Source organism: Pseudomonas sp. WPR_5_2, from assembly GCF_003634475.1.
GTDB lineage: Bacteria > Pseudomonadota > Gammaproteobacteria > Pseudomonadales > Pseudomonadaceae > Aquipseudomonas > Aquipseudomonas izuensis.
The window spans coordinates 572,971-589,062 of the sequence record NZ_RBLA01000003.1 but is presented as its reverse complement, the minus strand read 5'-3'; the positions used below and the strand labels follow the sequence as shown (position 1 = coordinate 589,062).

Below are 16,092 nucleotides of genomic sequence, written 5' to 3'. Positions count from 1 at the left end.
GCCGCCGATTATAGCGATCCCCCCGCGAAGACGCTCGGGTATACTTCGCCATCCTTTACAAAAGCACTGGAACCGACCCTCGATGCCGAACACCGCCGCTGCGCTCGACCTGTTATTGCTGCCGACCTGGCTGGTACCCGTCGAACCCGCCGGCGTTGTCCTCAAGGACCATGGCCTGGGCATCCGCGACGGGCGTATCGTCTTCATCGGCCCACGCTCCGCCGCACTGAAGCTTAACGCAACCGAAACCCGCGAATTGCCGGACATGTTGCTCAGCCCCGGCCTGATCAATGCCCACGGGCATGCGGCAATGACCCTGTTCCGTGGTCTGGCCGATGATTTGCCCCTGATGACCTGGCTGGAAAACCATATCTGGCCGGCCGAGGCCAAATGGGTTGACGAGGATTTCGTTCGCGACGGCACGGACCTGGCCATTGCCGAACAACTCAAGGGTGGCATCACCTGCTTCTCTGACATGTATTTCTTCCCGAAGGTTGCCAGCGAACGCGTACACAACAGCGGTATTCGGGCACAGATCGCGGTTCCGATCCTCGACTTCCCGATTCCAGGCGCCAGCACGGCGGACGAAGCCATTCGTCAGGGCGTCGAGTTATTTGGCGATCTCAAGCACCACGAGCGCATAAAAATCACCTTCGGCCCCCATGCACCCTACACCGTGGGCGATGAAAACCTGGAAAAAATCCGGGTGATCACCGAAGAACTGGACGTTGCAATCCACATGCACGTGCATGAAACCGCTTTCGAAGTGCAGCAATCGGTCGAGCAGCGTGGCGAACGCCCACTGGCCCGCCTCGCTCGGCTGGGCATGCTGGGGCCGCGGTTCCAGGCGGTTCATATGACCCAGATCAGCGATGAAGACTTGGCCCTGCTGGTAGAAAGCAACACCAGCGTGATTCATTGCCCGGAGTCGAACCTCAAGCTGGCCAGCGGGTTTTGCCCGGTAGAGCGCTTGTGGCAAGCCGGTGTCAATGTCGCCGTCGGCACCGATGGCGCCGCCAGCAACAACGATCTGGACCTGCTCGGCGAAACCCGCACCGCTGCCCTGCTGGCCAAGGCCGTGGCTGGCTCGGCAACCGCCCTGGATGCCCATCGCGCCCTGCGCATGGCCACCCTCAACGGCGCCCGCGCCCTGGGGATCGAAGCTGAAGTCGGATCGCTGGAAGTCGGCAAAGCCGCCGACATCGTCGCGTTCGACCTCTCGGGCCTTGCCCAGCAACCGGTTTATGACCCGGTTTCGCAGCTTATATACGCCACGAGCCGGGACTGCGTGAAACACCTTTGGGTCGCCGGCAAGCAACTGCTCGACGATCGTCGCCTGACACGCCTGGATGAACAACAGCTGGTCTCCACCGCCAAGGCATGGGGCCAACGCATCAGCGGTCGCACCGAATAGATAGCACCCCGGATTCAACGCCGGGACATCAGGATTTTTCAAGTTTTTCGAGGACTTAAACCATGAGCAACGTCGACTACGCCGAAATCGCCAAATTCGAAGCCCTGGCCCATCGCTGGTGGGACCGCGAAAGCGAGTTCAAACCGCTGCACGACATCAACCCGCTGCGGGTCAACTGGATTGATGAGCGCGTCAATCTGGCCGGCAAAAAAGTCCTCGACGTCGGTTGCGGCGGCGGCATCCTCAGCGAATCCATGGCTCAGCGCGGCGCCACCGTGACGGGCATCGACATGGGCGAAGCGCCGTTGGCGGTCGCGCAGTTGCATCAGTTGGAGTCCGGCGTGAACGTCGAGTACCGGCAGATCACCGCCGAAGCCCTGGCCGAGGAAATGCCGGAGCAATTCGACGTGGTCACCTGCCTGGAAATGCTTGAGCATGTGCCGGACCCATCCTCGGTGATCCGCGCCTGCTTCCGCATGGTCAAGCCCGGCGGCCAGGTGTTCTTCTCCACCATCAACCGCAACCCGAAGGCCTACCTGTTCGCCATCGTCGGCGCCGAATACATCATGAAGCTGTTGCCCCGCGGCACACATGACTTCAAGAAATTCATCCGTCCTTCCGAACTCGGCGCCTGGAGCCGCATGGCCGGCCTGACCGTCAAGGACATCATCGGCCTGACCTACAACCCGCTCACCAAGCACTACAAACTGGCGGCCGACGTGGACGTCAACTACATGATCCAGACCCTGCGCGAGGAGTAAGCCGATGCCAATCAGAGCAGTTCTTTTCGACATGGACGGCACTCTGCTCGACACCGCGCCGGACTTTATCGCGATCTGTCAGGCGATGCGTGCCGACCGTGGCTTGCCGCCAATGAACGACAAACACATCCGCGACGAAATCTCCGGTGGCGCCAAGGCGATGGTCGCCGTGACTTTCGCCATGGACCCGGAATCGCCAGGGTTCGAGGAGCTGCGCCTGGAATTCCTGGAGCGCTACCTCGTGGGTTGTGCAATCCACAGCAAACTGTTCGACGGCATGGGCGAACTGCTGGCCGACATCGAAAAGGCCAACCTGATCTGGGGCGTGGTGACCAACAAGCCGCTGCGCTTTGCCGAGCCGATCATGCAACAGCTTGGGCTGGCCGAACGTTCGGCGCTGCTCATTTGCCCGGATCATGTGAAGAACAGCAAACCGGACCCGGAGCCGCTGATCCTCGCTTGCAAAATGCTCGACCTCGACCCGGCCAGCGTGCTGTTCGTGGGTGATGACCTGCGCGATATCGAATCGGGTCGCGATGCCGGCACCAAAACCGCTGCGGTCACCTTCGGCTATATCCACCCGGACGATAATCCGCGGCATTGGGGGGCGGATGTGGTGGTCGATCATCCGCTGGAGTTGCGCAAGGTTTTGGACAGCGCCCTCTGCGGCTGCTGAGTTTTTTGAGACCGACCCTTGTGGGAGCGAGCCTGCTCGCGAAAAACCTGAGAGCGCCACAGGGCACCAGGCTTATCGTGTAATCGTTGACGACCATCGCGAGCAGGCTCGCTCCCACAGGGATAGCGCTTGACCTGAATATTTTTTGTTGAGGTTTTTATGTTTGATTATTCCGCCCGCCCCGACTTGCTCAATGGCCGGGTCATTCTCGTTACCGGCGCCGGTCGCGGCATCGGTGCCGCCGCGGCAAAAACCTATGCTGCCCACGGCGCGACCGTGCTGCTCCTGGGCAAGACCGAAGCCAACCTGACCCAGGTCTACGACGAAATCGAAGCCTCCGGCCACCCGCAACCGGCCGTGATTCCGTTCAACCTGGAAACCGCCCTGCCCCACCAATACGATGAACTGGCGGCGATGATCGAAAGCGAATTCGGCCACCTCGACGGTTTGCTGCACAACGCCTCGATCATTGGTCCGCGCACGCCGATCGAGCAGCTCTCCGGCGAGAACTTCATGCGTGTGATGCAAGTCAACGTCAACGCCATGTTCATGCTCACCAGCACCCTGTTACCGCTGCTCAAACTGTCCCAGGATGCCTCGGTGGTATTCACTTCCAGCAGCGTCGGACGCAAGGGGCGTGCGTACTGGGGCGCTTACGGCGTTTCCAAGTTCGCCACCGAGGGCCTGATGCAGACCCTGGCCGACGAGGTCGATACCGTGGCGCCGGTGCGCTCCAACAGCATCAACCCGGGCGCCACTCGCACCAGCATGCGTGCCCAGGCGTATCCAGGGGAAAACCCGCTGAACAATCCAACGCCCGAGGAGATCATGCCGGTCTACCTGTACCTGATGGGGCCGGACAGCACCGGCATCAACGGCCAGGCATTCAACGCCCAGTAATGCCGTACGTCGCTTTTGTGCCGCGCCGACTTCCCGTCGCGGCATTTGAGCAACCTATTCTTGTACAAAGCAGATTAAACTTGTACGAAATGTCCTACGGGACTGACGGACCAGTATGACGCGCAGCCCAAAGCCGCTCTCACCCAGCTTGTAAGACAGCCTTACTGCTCAAGGGCGCACGCCATATGAAATCACCTTCCCAGACCAACGCAATTGACTTCGATAGCGCCAAATTGCAACGCCTGGGCTTTGGTCAGCAGCAACCGACTCTGGAAAGACCAGTCAGTCTTGCGCAACTGCGCCAGCAATTGAGCATGCAGCTGCAAACCAGTCTTGAGCCACAACGCATTCTCGGGCTTTTTTTCCGCGAGGTTCAGCGCCTCATACCGCTTGATGCCTTGAGCTATGAGCACAAGAGCAGTGACCTGCGCCTGGAATTCGGCCAACGCGGCCACCACTCGATCAGCTACAGCCTCAGCCATGAAGGCGAGCATCTGGGAGAGTTGGTGTTTCGCCGCAATCAGCGTTTCAGCGAGCAGGAACAGGGCAACCTCGAATCGCTGCTGGCCGCGCTGCTCTACCCGATGCGCAACACCTTGCTCTACCGCGCCGCGACCCAAAGCGCATTGCGCGATCCGCTCACGGATACTGGCAACCGCATCGCCATGGACCAGACACTGCTGCGGGAGATCGAAGTCTCGCGACGTCATCTGCAACCGTTGTCGCTGCTGATGCTGGACATCGATCACTTCAAACAGATCAACGACACCCACGGGCACAGTGTCGGCGATGACGTGCTCAAAGCGGTCGCCGCCTCGATCAAGCACCAATTGCGCAATGTGGACATGGTGTTTCGCTTTGGTGGCGAAGAGTTCCTGATCGTGCTGTCCAACACCAGCCGCGAAGCAGCGGCCCTGGTCGGCGAGCGGCTGCGATTTGCGATACAGGCCGAAGAGTATGTGGCCGAGGAACGCTCGATCCTGCTGACCGTGAGCCTGGGCTGCTCGACCTTGCTGCCCGGCGAATCCGCCGAGAGCCTGTTGCGAAGGGCCGATAACGCGCTGTACGTCGCCAAACGCGAGGGGCGTAATCGGTTGACGATGGCAGGGTGAGCTTTTAACAGCACTGCAAAACCAACGTGGGAGCGAGCCTGCTCGCGAAAGCTTTCTAACATTCAACATCTTTGGTGAATGTCAGGCAGCCATCGCGAGCAGGCTCGCTCCCACAGTTTTTATTGCCTGGTAATTGAATCAGCTTTCAGCAAGCGCCAGCCGCTCACGGGCCACCGGCATTTTTTCCGCGTGCTCCAGTTGCATGCAGCGTTCCAGGAACAGGTACATGTAGTCGTAGCTCTTGCACACGGCCTGGCGCAATTCCACTTGCAGTGCCCTGCTCGGGTTCATGCCCGCCAGCGTGCAGATGATTTCCAGCGCTTCCCATGGATGGGCATCATCGTACTGCGCATGCATCTTCAGCCACTTCATGGCGCGCTTGCGATCTTCCTCGGGGAACGATGCCGCGTACACACCATTGGAACAGACGACTGCCGACCACTCTCCGGTCGCGCCCTCAATGGCATAGTTGGTGGCAGCAATGGCGACGATCAGAGAATCCGCAGAGCTGGTGTGCCAGCACCAGTGGCTCAAGGCGTGAAGTTCCGGAGCCACCTGTTGCGCCTGCAGGTCTTCCAGGCTGACACCGTGAGCGCGGCTCCAATTCACCCAGTAGTCGGCATGGTTCAATTCGACGCGAATGTTGCGCATCAACCAGCGACGCGCCATGTCTTCGCCCGGATGACGGGCAAAACGGGTCTTGGTCAGGTTTTGTGCCATATATAACGCGAACTGTTCGACCACCGGCCAGCCACCGATCAGGTACTGACGCATGGTCTTTGCGCTGAGCTTGTTGTCACGCATGCGCTGATACAGTTCGTGTTCGACAACCCGGCGCTTGCTCTCGCTGCAATCCTGGATCAGGCGCTGGGCCCAGGCAGGATAACTTGCAGCTTCCATGAGGGGTCCGGTTCTGTTGAATGTGTCGATCACTGTCGAGCTCCTTTTGATTGTGATTGTTTTGACCGGCAAGAGACTTCAACGGAACGTGCCAGGCGCCTTGAACAAAAGAGGCTGAGGCCTGGCAGGACGACTTTGCAAACTGTCGCAGGTAAACAGTTGCGGGCGTTCAATGACATACCCTTGAGCGTAATCCACCCCGATCTCCAGTAATGCCTGCTCGATCTGGGGCGTCTCTACAAACTCGGCAATCGTACGTTTACCCATGACATGGCCGATGTGATTGATCACCTCGACCATGGCGCGGTTAATCGGGTCGTCCAGCATATCCTTTACGAAACTCCCGTCGATCTTCAGGAAGTCTACAGGCAAATGTTTCAGGTAAGCGAATGAAGACATACCGGCGCAAAAATCGTCCAGCGAAAAATGGCATCCCAAGCCTTTGAGTTCATTGATAAAACGAATTGCGCTGCCAAGATTGGAAATTGCACTGGTTTCGGTGATTTCAAAACAAATCATTTCAGGCGGAATGGAATAAGCTACGAACTGCTCCCGCAGGAAGTCCAGAAATGCCTCATCTCCAATGGTCGTGCCTGACAGATTGATCGCACACATGGCCAGCGGCCCCTGCCGTTTCTCGATGCGACATTGGGCGATGATCTTGAAAACATTCTCCACCACCCAGCGGTCAAGGGACGTCATCAAACCATAGCGTTCGGCGGCCGGGATGAAACTGTCGGGAAGAATCATGCGGCCGGTTTCATCATGCAGACGCAACAGGATTTCGATATGCCCGCCGTCTCTTTCGGTGCTGCCCAACGGCGCAATTTCCTGGGCGTACAGGCAGAAGCGATCCTCTTCCAGCGCCATGTGCAGGCGCTGCACCCAGGCCATTTCGCCGAAGCGCAGGGACAGTTCCGAATCGTCGGGGTGATAGACCTGAACCCGATTGCGACCTTTTTCCTTGGCCATGTAGCAGGCCATGTCGGCAGCACGCAACGAAGCTTCAAGGGTCGTCGGATTGTGCGCGACATGGACCAGACCGATGCTCACCGTGGTCACGAAAGGCCGCCCCTTCCACACAAAGTGCAGGTTCTGCACGGTCTGACGCAGCCCCTCGGCAATTTTCTCCGCCGCCTCTGGCCCACAGTTCTCCAGCAAAATGCCGAACTCGTCGCCGCCAAGCCGCGCCAGTGTGTCGCCCTCACGCAGACCTGATTGCAACAACGCGCAGATATGCCGCAGCAGTTCGTCACCTGCCGCATGGCCGCAGGTATCGTTGACCAGTTTGAACTGGTCCAGATCGAGGAACATCAAGGCATGCCGCCCCGGCTGCCGCGTCAGGTTGTGCAGCGCCTGCTCCAGGCGATACTCGAATTCGCGGCGGTTGGCCAGGCCGGTCAAGGCGTCATGGGTTGCTTGCCAGGACAGATTGGCAATGTATTGCCGCTCCTGGGTCATGTCGTGCAACACCAGCACCGTGCCGCTGACCTTGCCTGCGTTGCGGATCGGCGCGCCAACCAGCGTCACCGACACTGTGCTGCCGTCCAGGCGCTGAATCAGCTTGGAATGCTCGCTGCCGCCGCTGAGCTGGCCGCTCAAAATGCGTTCGATCAGGGTGAAGCCATCGGTCTGCGCGTTGTCGTCCAACAGATTGAACAACGCCGCCAACGGCAAACCGGTCGCCTGCTCCGCTTTCCAGTGGGTCAATGCCTCGGCGGCCGGGTTCATGTAGGCGATGGCACCCTCCACATTGGTGGTGATCACCCCGTCACCGATCGATTGCAGAGTGATCTGCGCCCGGTCTTTTTCCAGCTGAAGGGCGTCGGCAAAGGCATGCCGCTGCTTGAGCAGTTTACGGGTGCGCATCAGGGCCAACGCAATCAAGCCCAGGGCCGTGGCAAGGTTAATCACCAGCAGCAAACGAAGAATGACCCGCGACCCTTCCCCCAACGCATCGCTGAAGGCTTTCGCCGCCGGCGTCACCTCATCGTTGATTGCGAAAATCTGCGCCTTCCAGCGCTGGATGTCCGAATCGGAGGCCGGGCTGGCAGTGATAAGCCGATGCATGTCCTGCGCAACGTCATCGAGCTTGACCAGATACGCGTCACCCACGGTCCAGAGATCGATGGCCTTTTCGAGGTAGCTGAAGTGACGGAAATTGAGGTACAGCCAGATCAGGCTGGAGACGTCATCGGGATGGTTGCCGCCCTTGAGGATCGCCGCGCGTGCCGCTTCGATATTCGGTGGCTGGTGATCCAGTGCCACACGCAATTCGTGACCGCCCTGGGGCACGGCAATGGCGTTCTGGTATTTATGAAAAATAGCTTCATCGCCGTTGTCGGCATACAGATTGAGATAATAGATGGCGTCTTTCTGGCCCTTGGACCATAGGCTTTCGCCGGCAACGTAGCCACGAACAGCCGAAAGAACATAAAGGCTGACACCGCCCAACAAGGCCTGAAACACCACAACGGCGATAAATGGCCAGACGATGCCCAACAACCGGGGCGTTCCGAGAGTCCGCGTTTGATTCATGAGTTCCCTTGCATTAGCACTGCCTGATCGTCTTCCGGACGAAATCGCTACAACGAGACTAGGTTGCGTTCCAAGTCCCGGCAAGTAAGAACCTGTCGTCACCAGCGAGCGACCGAGGGATGAATAAAAATCCATCCTTGAGCCCCCACTCAATATACCTGTACCGCACGGATTCTCTTGCTGGTCGTTGTAATCGGTAGCGATCCCCCTTGCAGAGCCGCAGGGAACCGCCCAAAACAATACAAGAGAAGGCCTACCATGCAAACAACAGCCCTGAAAATCGATGGCACGATACGACAATTGCAAAAAAGCAGACAGCGCGAGATCTGTCAGTGCTGCTGCAAATGCCCATACAGCTTGGCGTACAGCCCTCCATCAGCAATCAGTTGCTGATGGTCGCCATCTTCGGCAATTTGCCCGCCATCGAACACCAGTACCCGATCGGCCTGTTTAACCGCTGACAACCGGTGCGCAATGATCAACGTGGTGCGGTTGCTCAGGAAACGCGACAACGCCTGGTGCAGGTTGTATTCGGTGGCGGCATCCAGCGCTGAAGTGGCCTCATCGAGGATCACCACTTTCGGTTCAGCCAAAACCATCCGCGCGATGGCCAGGCGTTGCCGCTGGCCACCGGACAAACGCACACCGGAACGCCCGACGATACTGTCCAGACCGTTGGGCAGTTCACGAATCGTGGCATGCAGTTGCGCAATTTCCAGGGCCTGCCAGCAGGCCTCGTCACTGCGTAAACGTCCCATGGTCAGGTTGGCGCGTACGGTGTCGTTAAACAGTGCCGGGTGCTGCAGGACCACGGCGACATTTTCGCGCACGGTTTCCAGGCCGATTTCCTGCTGGGTAGAACCGCCGAAGCGGATGGTTCCCGCCAGCGGCGTGTACAGACCCAGCAGTAACTGCACCAGCGTACTTTTGCCGCCACCGCTGGCACCGACGATCGCCACTTTTTCACCCGGGGCGATGAACAGGTTCATCTGATTCAACACCAACTCGTCGCCATAACCGAAGCTCAACCCCTGAACCTCGATGCCCACGGTCTCGCGGCCGTGGAATGGGTCGACGCCGCTGGGGTACTCCGGCTCATCGGCGCGGGATAGCAGCTCGTTGATCCGCGACAGCGCACCGCCGGCTGCGTAGTAGGCATATTGCAGGTTCAGCAATTGCTCCACCGGACCTATCATGAACCACAGGTAGCTGAACACTGCGAGCATCTGGCCGATGGACAGGTCGGAAAACAGCACGGTGAGCATGGCGGCGGCGCGAAAAATATCGATGCCGAACTGGAACAGCAAGCCGCTGGCACGGTTCGAAGCGTCGGTTTTCCACTGCGAACTGACCGCGTAATCGCGAACTTCCCTGGCGCGCAGTCCCAGTCTGCCGAGGAAAAAGCCCTGGCGGTTACCGGCGCGGACTTCCTGGATGGCATCCAGGGTTTCGGTCAGTGCCTGGGTGAAACGCGAGGTGCTGTCGTTCTCGAGTTTCTTCAGGTGCTTGACCTTTTTGCCCAACTGCACGGTGGCGTAGATCACCAGCGGATTGAACAACAGAATCAGCAGTGCCAGCTTCCAGTGCATCCACATCAGGATCCCTGCGGTGCCGACCAGCGTCAGCATCGCCACGAGGAAGCGACTGAGGGTTTCGCCGACGAATTTGTCCAGGGTGTCGAGATCGGTCACCAGGTGGGTGGTCACCGTGCCGCTGCCGAGGCTTTCGTATTCACCGAGCGAGATGCGTTTGAGCCGTTCGATCAGGCGGATGCGAATGCGGTACACGATGTCCTTGGCCAGTGCGGCGAACAACCGCGCCTGCACCACGTTGAACAGCAATGCCGCGCAACGCAGGGCCAGGGTCACCAGCAGCATCAGGCCGATGTAGCCTGCGGCTTTTTGCCAGACCTCGGGGAGTGCGAGGTTCATGATTTTCAGCGCCGCGTCACCATGCCCCAACAGCACTTCGTCCACCAGCAGCGGCAGAAGCAACGGGATGGGTACGCTGCACAGGGTCGCCAGCACGGCCACGCCGTTGGCGATCCACAGGGATTTCTTGTGATGAAGGGCCAGACGGCGGATTTCCGCCCAGCTCAAGCGGTCGACACGTTTTGCGGTTGGAACGTCGTCGGGCAGGTCATGCACAGGCGGCGCGCTCCAGCCAGCGGCCGAGCAGTGGAGACAGCACACTGAGCGGCTGATAGCCGTTGGTCAGCAATGCCAATTGACCATTTCGCTCAGCCAGCAAGGTAGGGAAGCCGGCAATGCCCAGATCCTGGACCCAGGTGAAGTCGGCGGCCGTTGCGGCATGCATATCGGCACGATCAAACGCGGCGGCGAATTCGATGCGCGGCAAACCCGCCTGTTCTGCCAGCTCAACCAGAACACTGGCGTGGGTCACATCCCGGCCTTGCGCGTAAAACGCATGTTGAATAAGCCCGAGCAGTTTCCACGCACAGTCCGGCGCCAGGTTGCGTGCCGTCACCAGTGCCCGGCACGCAGGTTCCGTGTCGTACACGAATCCCTCGGGCAAGGCCCCCTCCAGTTTGAACGGCTGGCCGGTGGCTTCGGTGACCGCCTGCCAGTGTTCAAGGATATAGCGCCGGGTCGTTGGTTCCAGCGCCGAGCCGCTGCCGGTGCGCAAACCGCCCACCACCAGATGCACGTCCACACCCGCGGCAGCCGCCTGCTCGACCAATGCATTGGCCACCGGCGCAAAGCCCCAGCACCAGGAACACATCGGGTCCATCACATAGAGCAGGCGCGCAGCGTTCATGGTTCAGGCCTCGGAGGATGCTTGTTTGTAGTTGTAGCCGATCGGGTGAGGCATGTTGCGAGCCTTGGCCAATTCGATCTGTTTTTGCCGATCGATGGCGCTGCGGCGGGTTTTCTCGCTCAGCGAGTTCCAGCAATGCGGGCAACTGATACCGGCTACATAATGTTCGGATGCGCGATCTTCGACGCTGACCGGTGTGCGGCAGGCATGACATTGATCGTAGTCGCCTTCGCTCAGGTCGTGGCGAACCGTCACGCGGTTATCGAACACGAAGCAGTCGCCCTGCCACTTGGTTTCTTCCTGAGGTACTTCTTCGAGATACTTCAGGATACCGCCCTTGAGGTGGTAGACCTCATCGAAGCCTTCGCTGAGCATGTAGCTCGACGCCTTTTCGCAACGAATGCCGCCGGTGCAGAACATCGCAACCTTCTTGTGCACGGCCGGGTCGAAGTTGGCTTTAATGTAGTCGGGAAATTCGCGAAAACTGGTGGTTTTCGGATCGATCGCGCCTTCGAAGGTGCCAATCGACACTTCATAATCGTTGCGGGTATCGATCAGCAGCACTTCCGGATCGCTGATCAGCGCGTTCCAGTCCTGCGGATCAACGTAGGTACCGACCTTTTTGTTCGGGTCCACGCCGTCAACGCCGAGGGTCACGATTTCTTTCTTGAGCTTGACCTTGGTGCGGTAGAACGGCTGCTCATCGCAGTACGACTCTTTGTGGTCGATGTCGTCCATGCGCGGGTCGTTCTTGAGCCAGGCCAATAGCCCGTCGATACCTTCACGGCTGCCGGACACGGTGCCGTTGATGCCTTCTTCGGCAATCAGCAGCGTGCCTTTGATGCCATTGTCGACCATCGCTTGCAGCAGTGGCTCGCGCAGGGCGACGTAATCTTCCAGGGTGACGAACTTATACAGTGCCGCCACGACAATCTGTTGTGTCATGGGTAAATCTCCAGGTGGCTACCCTCGTAAGGGGTGAACCGGATGCGAAAAAAAACGCGCCGGGTTAGCGGCGCGTTTCATAGTCTAACAAAATTAAACGCTTCTCTGTAGGAGCAAGCGGTGCGGCGTGTCAGTGCTTGCTGCCGCCGGCACAGGTCGGCGAGGCCGGAGCCGCGTCGACCTGCGCCCACTCTTCAGGCGTATAGGTATGCAGCGCCAACGCATGGAATTCGCCCATCAGCTCGCCAAGCGTGCCGTAGACTTTCTGGTGACGCTTGACGCGATTGAGCCCTTCGAACTGCTGGCTGACCACCACGGCCTTGAAATGGGTCTGCAACCCGCGGCTGTGCATGTGGCTTTCATCCAGCACTTCCAGATGCTGGGGCTGAAGCAGGCCCAGCGTCGATTCGATGCGTTGTTGCATGGTCATACCGGACTCCGCTTAAGGCTTTTTCTTGGCTGGAGCTGCTGCGTCTTTCGGCGTCAGCTCGGCAGTCATGTCAGCCAGCAGTTTGTTGACCACAGGCACCGCGCTTTCCAGCTTGGCCTGAGTCATCTGGGCCGATTGCTGAGTCAGCTGCGGCATTTTTTCCAGGACTTTCTTGCCCAGTGGCGACTGGTAGAACGCCACCAGGTCCTTGAGCTCGGATTCGGTGAAGTTGGTGGTGTAGAGCTTGACCATGTCCGGTTTCAGCTTGTTCCAGCCGATGGCCTGGTCCAGGGCGGCATTGGCCTTGGCCTGGTAGGTTTCCAGTACGGCTTTTTTCGAGTCCGGCGCTTTGGTTTGCTGGAAGCGCTGAGCAAACATCTGCTGGACTTGCATGTACACCGGAGTGCCCAGTTTGTCAGCATGTGCCAGGGTCAGGAAAGCCTCGGCACTGGCGTTGTGGCTGGCGGTATCGGCAAAAACCTGGCCGCTGGCACAAACCAATGCAACCGCGGTACAGATGGCACGAAGACGAGTCATCGAGTTTCCTTTTCTAGCAGGCGAGGTAAAACCCCAAGGGCGACCATTCTGCGCCTAAAAAAGTGTGTCGCTCAACCCCAAGCCTTGTCGGGCCTGATTTAGAGGGGTTCAATGGACAGAATCGAGACTGATGGAACCCCGGCCGTCGATCACGGCCTAAACTGCGCATTCAGACCTACAGGAGTGTGACCGATGAGCCGTATCGAAACCGACAGCCTTGGCCAGGTTGAAGTCCCGGATGAAGCCTACTGGGGCGCTCAGACGCAACGCTCGCTGGTCAACTTTGCCATCGGCAGCGAACGCATGCCGCTGGCGGTGCTGCATGGCCTGGCGCTGATCAAGAAAGCCGCGGCACGGGTCAACGACCGCAATGGCGACCTGCCCGCCGATATCGCCCGCCTGATCGAACAGGCTGCCGACGAAGTGCTCGACGGCAACCACGACAACCAGTTTCCGCTGGTGGTCTGGCAGACCGGCAGCGGCACCCAGAGCAACATGAACGTCAATGAAGTGATCGCCGGGCGCGCCAACGAACTGGCCGGCAACCCGCGTGGCGGCAAGTCCCCGGTACACCCCAACGATCACGTCAATCGCTCCCAGAGCTCCAACGACTGCTTCCCCACCGCCATGCACATCGCCGCGGCCCAGGCCGTGCAGCAACACTTGCTGCCGGCCATCGCCGAGCTATCCGGGGGTCTTGCCGAGCTGTCGGCGCGGCACATGAAACTGGTGAAAACCGGGCGCACCCACATGATGGACGCGACACCGATCACCTTCGGCCAGGAAGTATCCGGGTTCATCGCGCAACTGGACTACGCCGAACGGGCAATCCGCGCGGCGCTGCCGGCGGTCTGCGAACTGGCCCAGGGCGGCACGGCGGTGGGTACCGGACTGAACTCGCCCCACGGCTTTGGTGAGGCGATCGCTGCCGAGCTGGCGGCGCTTTCCGGCCTGCCCTTCATCACCGCACCGAACAAGTTTGCCGCGCTGGCGGGCCATGAGCCGCTGACCACCCTCTCCGGTGCGCTGAAAACCCTCGCCGTGGCCCTGATGAAAATTGCCAACGACTTGCGCCTGCTCGGTTCAGGCCCACGTGCCGGTTTCGCTGAAGTGAAGCTGCCGGCCAACGAACCGGGCAGCTCGATCATGCCGGGCAAGGTCAACCCGACCCAGTGCGAAGCGCTGTCGATGCTGGCCTGTCAGGTCCTGGGCAACGACGTCACCATCGGTTTCGCCGCGAGCCAGGGGCACTTGCAACTGAACGTGTTCAAACCGGTGATCATCCACAACCTGCTGCAATCGATTCGCCTGCTGGGCGATGGTTGCAGCAACTTCCAGCAGCATTGCATCGCCGGCCTCGAGCCGGACGCCGGGCAAATGGCTGAACATCTGGAACGCGGCTTGATGTTGGTGACGGCACTGAACCCGCATATTGGCTATGACAAATCAGCGGAAATTGCCAAGAAGGCTTATAGCGAAGGGCTGACGTTGCGTGTGGCGGCGTTGCAGTTAGGATATCTGACCGATGAGCAGTTTGATGCCTGGGTGAGGCCGGAGAATATGCTGGACGCCGGGGCCAAGGGCTGAGTTTTTGTAGCGCCTGAGAGTCAGTCTTCGCGGGCAAGCCCGCTCCCACAGGTTTTGTGCCGGTCACAATGTCAGTGAACGACACAAAACCTGTGGGAGCGTGGCTTGCCCGCGATGAACGATGACGCGGTCTAGCGACCTATTGCCATCCGCATCCGCCGGGCCTTGAGCCCCGCAATCAATGACGGCCCCAACGCCACCAGCGCCGACCCCAGCACCACCAGTATGGCCCCGCCATACCCCAGGCCATTGATCGTCTCGGCATGTACAAAATCCGGCCACCACCACGCGGCCAGGGCGACGGCGCCGAAGGTCACCAGCGGTGTAATCGCCAGTGTCGCGCTGACCCGGGACGCTTCCCAGTGGGCCAGGGCTTCGGCAAAGGCGCCGTAGGCAATCAGGGTATTCAGGCAGCACGCCAACAGCAGCCAGCCTTGCAGCGGATTCAGTTGCAGCGCTTGCAGCGGATGCACCCACGGCGTCAGCAACAACCCGCAGAACAGGTAGATCACCATCATCACCTGCAGTGAATTCCACACCGTCAGCAATTGCTTTTGCCCAAGCGCATAAAAGGTCCAGACCGTGGACGCCAACAGCACCAGCAACACACCGGCGGTGTAATCGGTCAACGAGGTGAGCAGCTCACTCAGACGCTGATTGAAAAACAGCGCGAAACCGATCAGCAAAACCAGTAAGCCAATCCCCTGCCCCAGGCTGAAACGCTCCTTGAACACAAACACGCTGGCGATCAGCAGCATGATCGGCCCCATCTGCACCACCAGTTGCGCGGTACCGGGGCTGAGCAGGTTCAGCCCCATCAAATACAGCACGTAGTTGCCCACAAGGCCGAGCACCGCCATCAACACCAGCCAGCCGCCGCGCGGCCCGAGCACTTTGCGGCTCGGCAAGCGCCTGGTCGCGGCCAGGTAAATGAACAGGCAGCCACCGGAGACCATCAGGCGAAACCAGGTCACGGTGACCGGGTCCATCACCAACAACACCTGTTTGAGTTTGATCGGCAGGATTCCCCACAGCAGCGCGGTCAGCAAGGCCAGGAACAGACCGTAAACCCAGCGACCGGATGAAATGTGCATGCGAACCCCATAGCCAAGTGTCAAGAACCGTCATTCTAGGCGCACTGCCGCGTGGCACACAGGGACAGTTCGCGCCTCGCCGCGAATGAAACTGTGCAGGTCGCAACATAAAATTGGCGACACGCCGTCGATCCGATAACCAGGCATCGCAAGCGGTTCATGCATAAGCTCATTGGATCCACTCACCGCAACCTCCAGCAGGAGATCGCCATGTACGGCAAGCGCGCCCAGGACAACGCCCCCGCCACGCGTTTTCGCAGTGACCGGTTATGTCGGGTGAATGGGGAGTTGTACTTCAGCACCCGGGAAAACACGCTGGAGGGGCCGTTTGTGAATGCCGAGATAGCTGAGCGGGAAGTCCAGGCTTATATCGCGCGGATGCAGTCTTTGAGTATGAACAGGTAGATCGCGGCGTCTGCA

15 protein-coding genes are annotated in these 16,092 nt (G+C 59.5%); 7 read left to right on the top strand and 8 right to left on the bottom strand.

What is annotated here, in order from left to right; genetic code table 11:
- Positions 1–82 precede the first annotated feature (82 nt).
- The 5 genes from BJ917_RS15370 (at position 83) to BJ917_RS15350 (ending at position 4,863) form a co-directional block, all read left to right on the top strand.
- Entirely contained in the window at positions 83–1,414 is a 1,332-nt protein-coding gene (locus tag BJ917_RS15370; protein WP_096512820.1) for a TRZ/ATZ family hydrolase, read from the top strand.
- A 62-nt stretch (positions 1,415–1,476) separates the two neighbouring features.
- Positions 1,477–2,175, top strand: a complete 699-nt coding sequence (gene ubiG / locus BJ917_RS15365; RefSeq protein ID WP_096512821.1) for a bifunctional 2-polyprenyl-6-hydroxyphenol methylase/3-demethylubiquinol 3-O-methyltransferase UbiG — start codon at positions 1,477–1,479, stop codon at positions 2,173–2,175.
- A 4-nt stretch (positions 2,176–2,179) separates the two neighbouring features.
- Positions 2,180–2,851 carry an N-acetylmuramic acid 6-phosphate phosphatase MupP gene (mupP, locus tag BJ917_RS15360; protein WP_096512822.1) on the top strand — a complete coding sequence of 224 codons (672 nt, stop codon included), beginning with the start codon at positions 2,180–2,182 and terminating at the stop codon, positions 2,849–2,851.
- A 159-nt stretch (positions 2,852–3,010) separates the two neighbouring features.
- Positions 3,011–3,751: a YciK family oxidoreductase gene (locus BJ917_RS15355; RefSeq protein WP_096512823.1), complete on the top strand. Its 741-nt coding sequence runs from the start codon at positions 3,011–3,013 to the stop codon at positions 3,749–3,751.
- A 185-nt stretch (positions 3,752–3,936) separates the two neighbouring features.
- Entirely contained in the window at positions 3,937–4,863 is a 927-nt protein-coding gene (locus tag BJ917_RS15350) for a GGDEF domain-containing protein (protein ID WP_096512824.1), read from the top strand.
- Positions 4,864–5,001: 138 nt separating this feature from the next.
- Here the strand turns inward: BJ917_RS15350 and BJ917_RS15345 are convergent, their stop codons facing one another.
- The 7 genes from BJ917_RS15345 to BJ917_RS15315 form a co-directional block, all read right to left on the bottom strand.
- On the bottom strand, positions 5,002–5,763 hold the full coding sequence (locus BJ917_RS15345; protein ID WP_372237723.1) for a TenA family transcriptional regulator: 762 nt from the start codon (positions 5,761–5,763) through the stop codon (positions 5,002–5,004).
- A gap of 78 nt (positions 5,764–5,841) precedes the next feature.
- Positions 5,842–8,301, bottom strand: coding sequence for an EAL domain-containing protein (locus BJ917_RS15340; protein ID WP_096512826.1), 2,460 nt, complete (start codon positions 8,299–8,301; stop codon positions 5,842–5,844).
- Between the two features lie 329 nt (positions 8,302–8,630).
- A complete protein-coding gene (locus tag BJ917_RS15335; RefSeq protein ID WP_121103761.1) occupies positions 8,631–10,448 on the bottom strand; it encodes an ABC transporter ATP-binding protein in 1,818 nt (605 codons plus the stop codon).
- Positions 10,441–11,079 carry a DsbA family protein gene (locus BJ917_RS15330; RefSeq protein ID WP_096512828.1) on the bottom strand — a complete coding sequence of 213 codons (639 nt, stop codon included), beginning with the start codon at positions 11,077–11,079 and terminating at the stop codon, positions 10,441–10,443. Before BJ917_RS15330 ends, BJ917_RS15335 begins: the two co-directional genes overlap by 8 nt.
- Before the next feature lie 3 nt (positions 11,080–11,082).
- On the bottom strand, positions 11,083–12,024 hold the full coding sequence (locus BJ917_RS15325; RefSeq protein WP_096512829.1) for a rhodanese-related sulfurtransferase: 942 nt from the start codon (positions 12,022–12,024) through the stop codon (positions 11,083–11,085).
- Positions 12,025–12,154: 130 nt separating this feature from the next.
- On the bottom strand, positions 12,155–12,454 hold the full coding sequence (locus BJ917_RS15320) for a BolA family transcriptional regulator (RefSeq protein ID WP_096512830.1): 300 nt from the start codon (positions 12,452–12,454) through the stop codon (positions 12,155–12,157).
- Between the two features lie 12 nt (positions 12,455–12,466).
- The gene (locus BJ917_RS15315) at positions 12,467–12,991 is read right to left on the bottom strand and encodes a DUF2059 domain-containing protein (RefSeq protein WP_096512831.1); all 525 of its coding nucleotides are present in this window, start codon (positions 12,989–12,991) and stop codon (positions 12,467–12,469) included.
- A gap of 192 nt (positions 12,992–13,183) precedes the next feature.
- Here BJ917_RS15315 and BJ917_RS15310 point away from each other — a divergent pair, with 192 nt between their 5' ends.
- Positions 13,184–14,578, top strand: coding sequence for a class II fumarate hydratase (locus BJ917_RS15310; RefSeq protein ID WP_121103760.1), 1,395 nt, complete (start codon positions 13,184–13,186; stop codon positions 14,576–14,578).
- A gap of 131 nt (positions 14,579–14,709) precedes the next feature.
- On the opposite strand, the gene BJ917_RS15305 is transcribed toward BJ917_RS15310, so the two are convergent.
- Positions 14,710–15,672, bottom strand: a complete 963-nt coding sequence (locus tag BJ917_RS15305) for a DMT family transporter (protein WP_096512833.1) — start codon at positions 15,670–15,672, stop codon at positions 14,710–14,712.
- A gap of 210 nt (positions 15,673–15,882) precedes the next feature.
- On the opposite strand from BJ917_RS15305, the gene BJ917_RS15300 reads away from it, so the two are divergent.
- Positions 15,883–16,077 (top strand): DUF6316 family protein, encoded by a 195-nt coding sequence (locus BJ917_RS15300; protein WP_121103759.1) that lies wholly within the window; start codon positions 15,883–15,885, stop codon positions 16,075–16,077.
- Positions 16,078–16,092 lie beyond the last annotated feature (15 nt).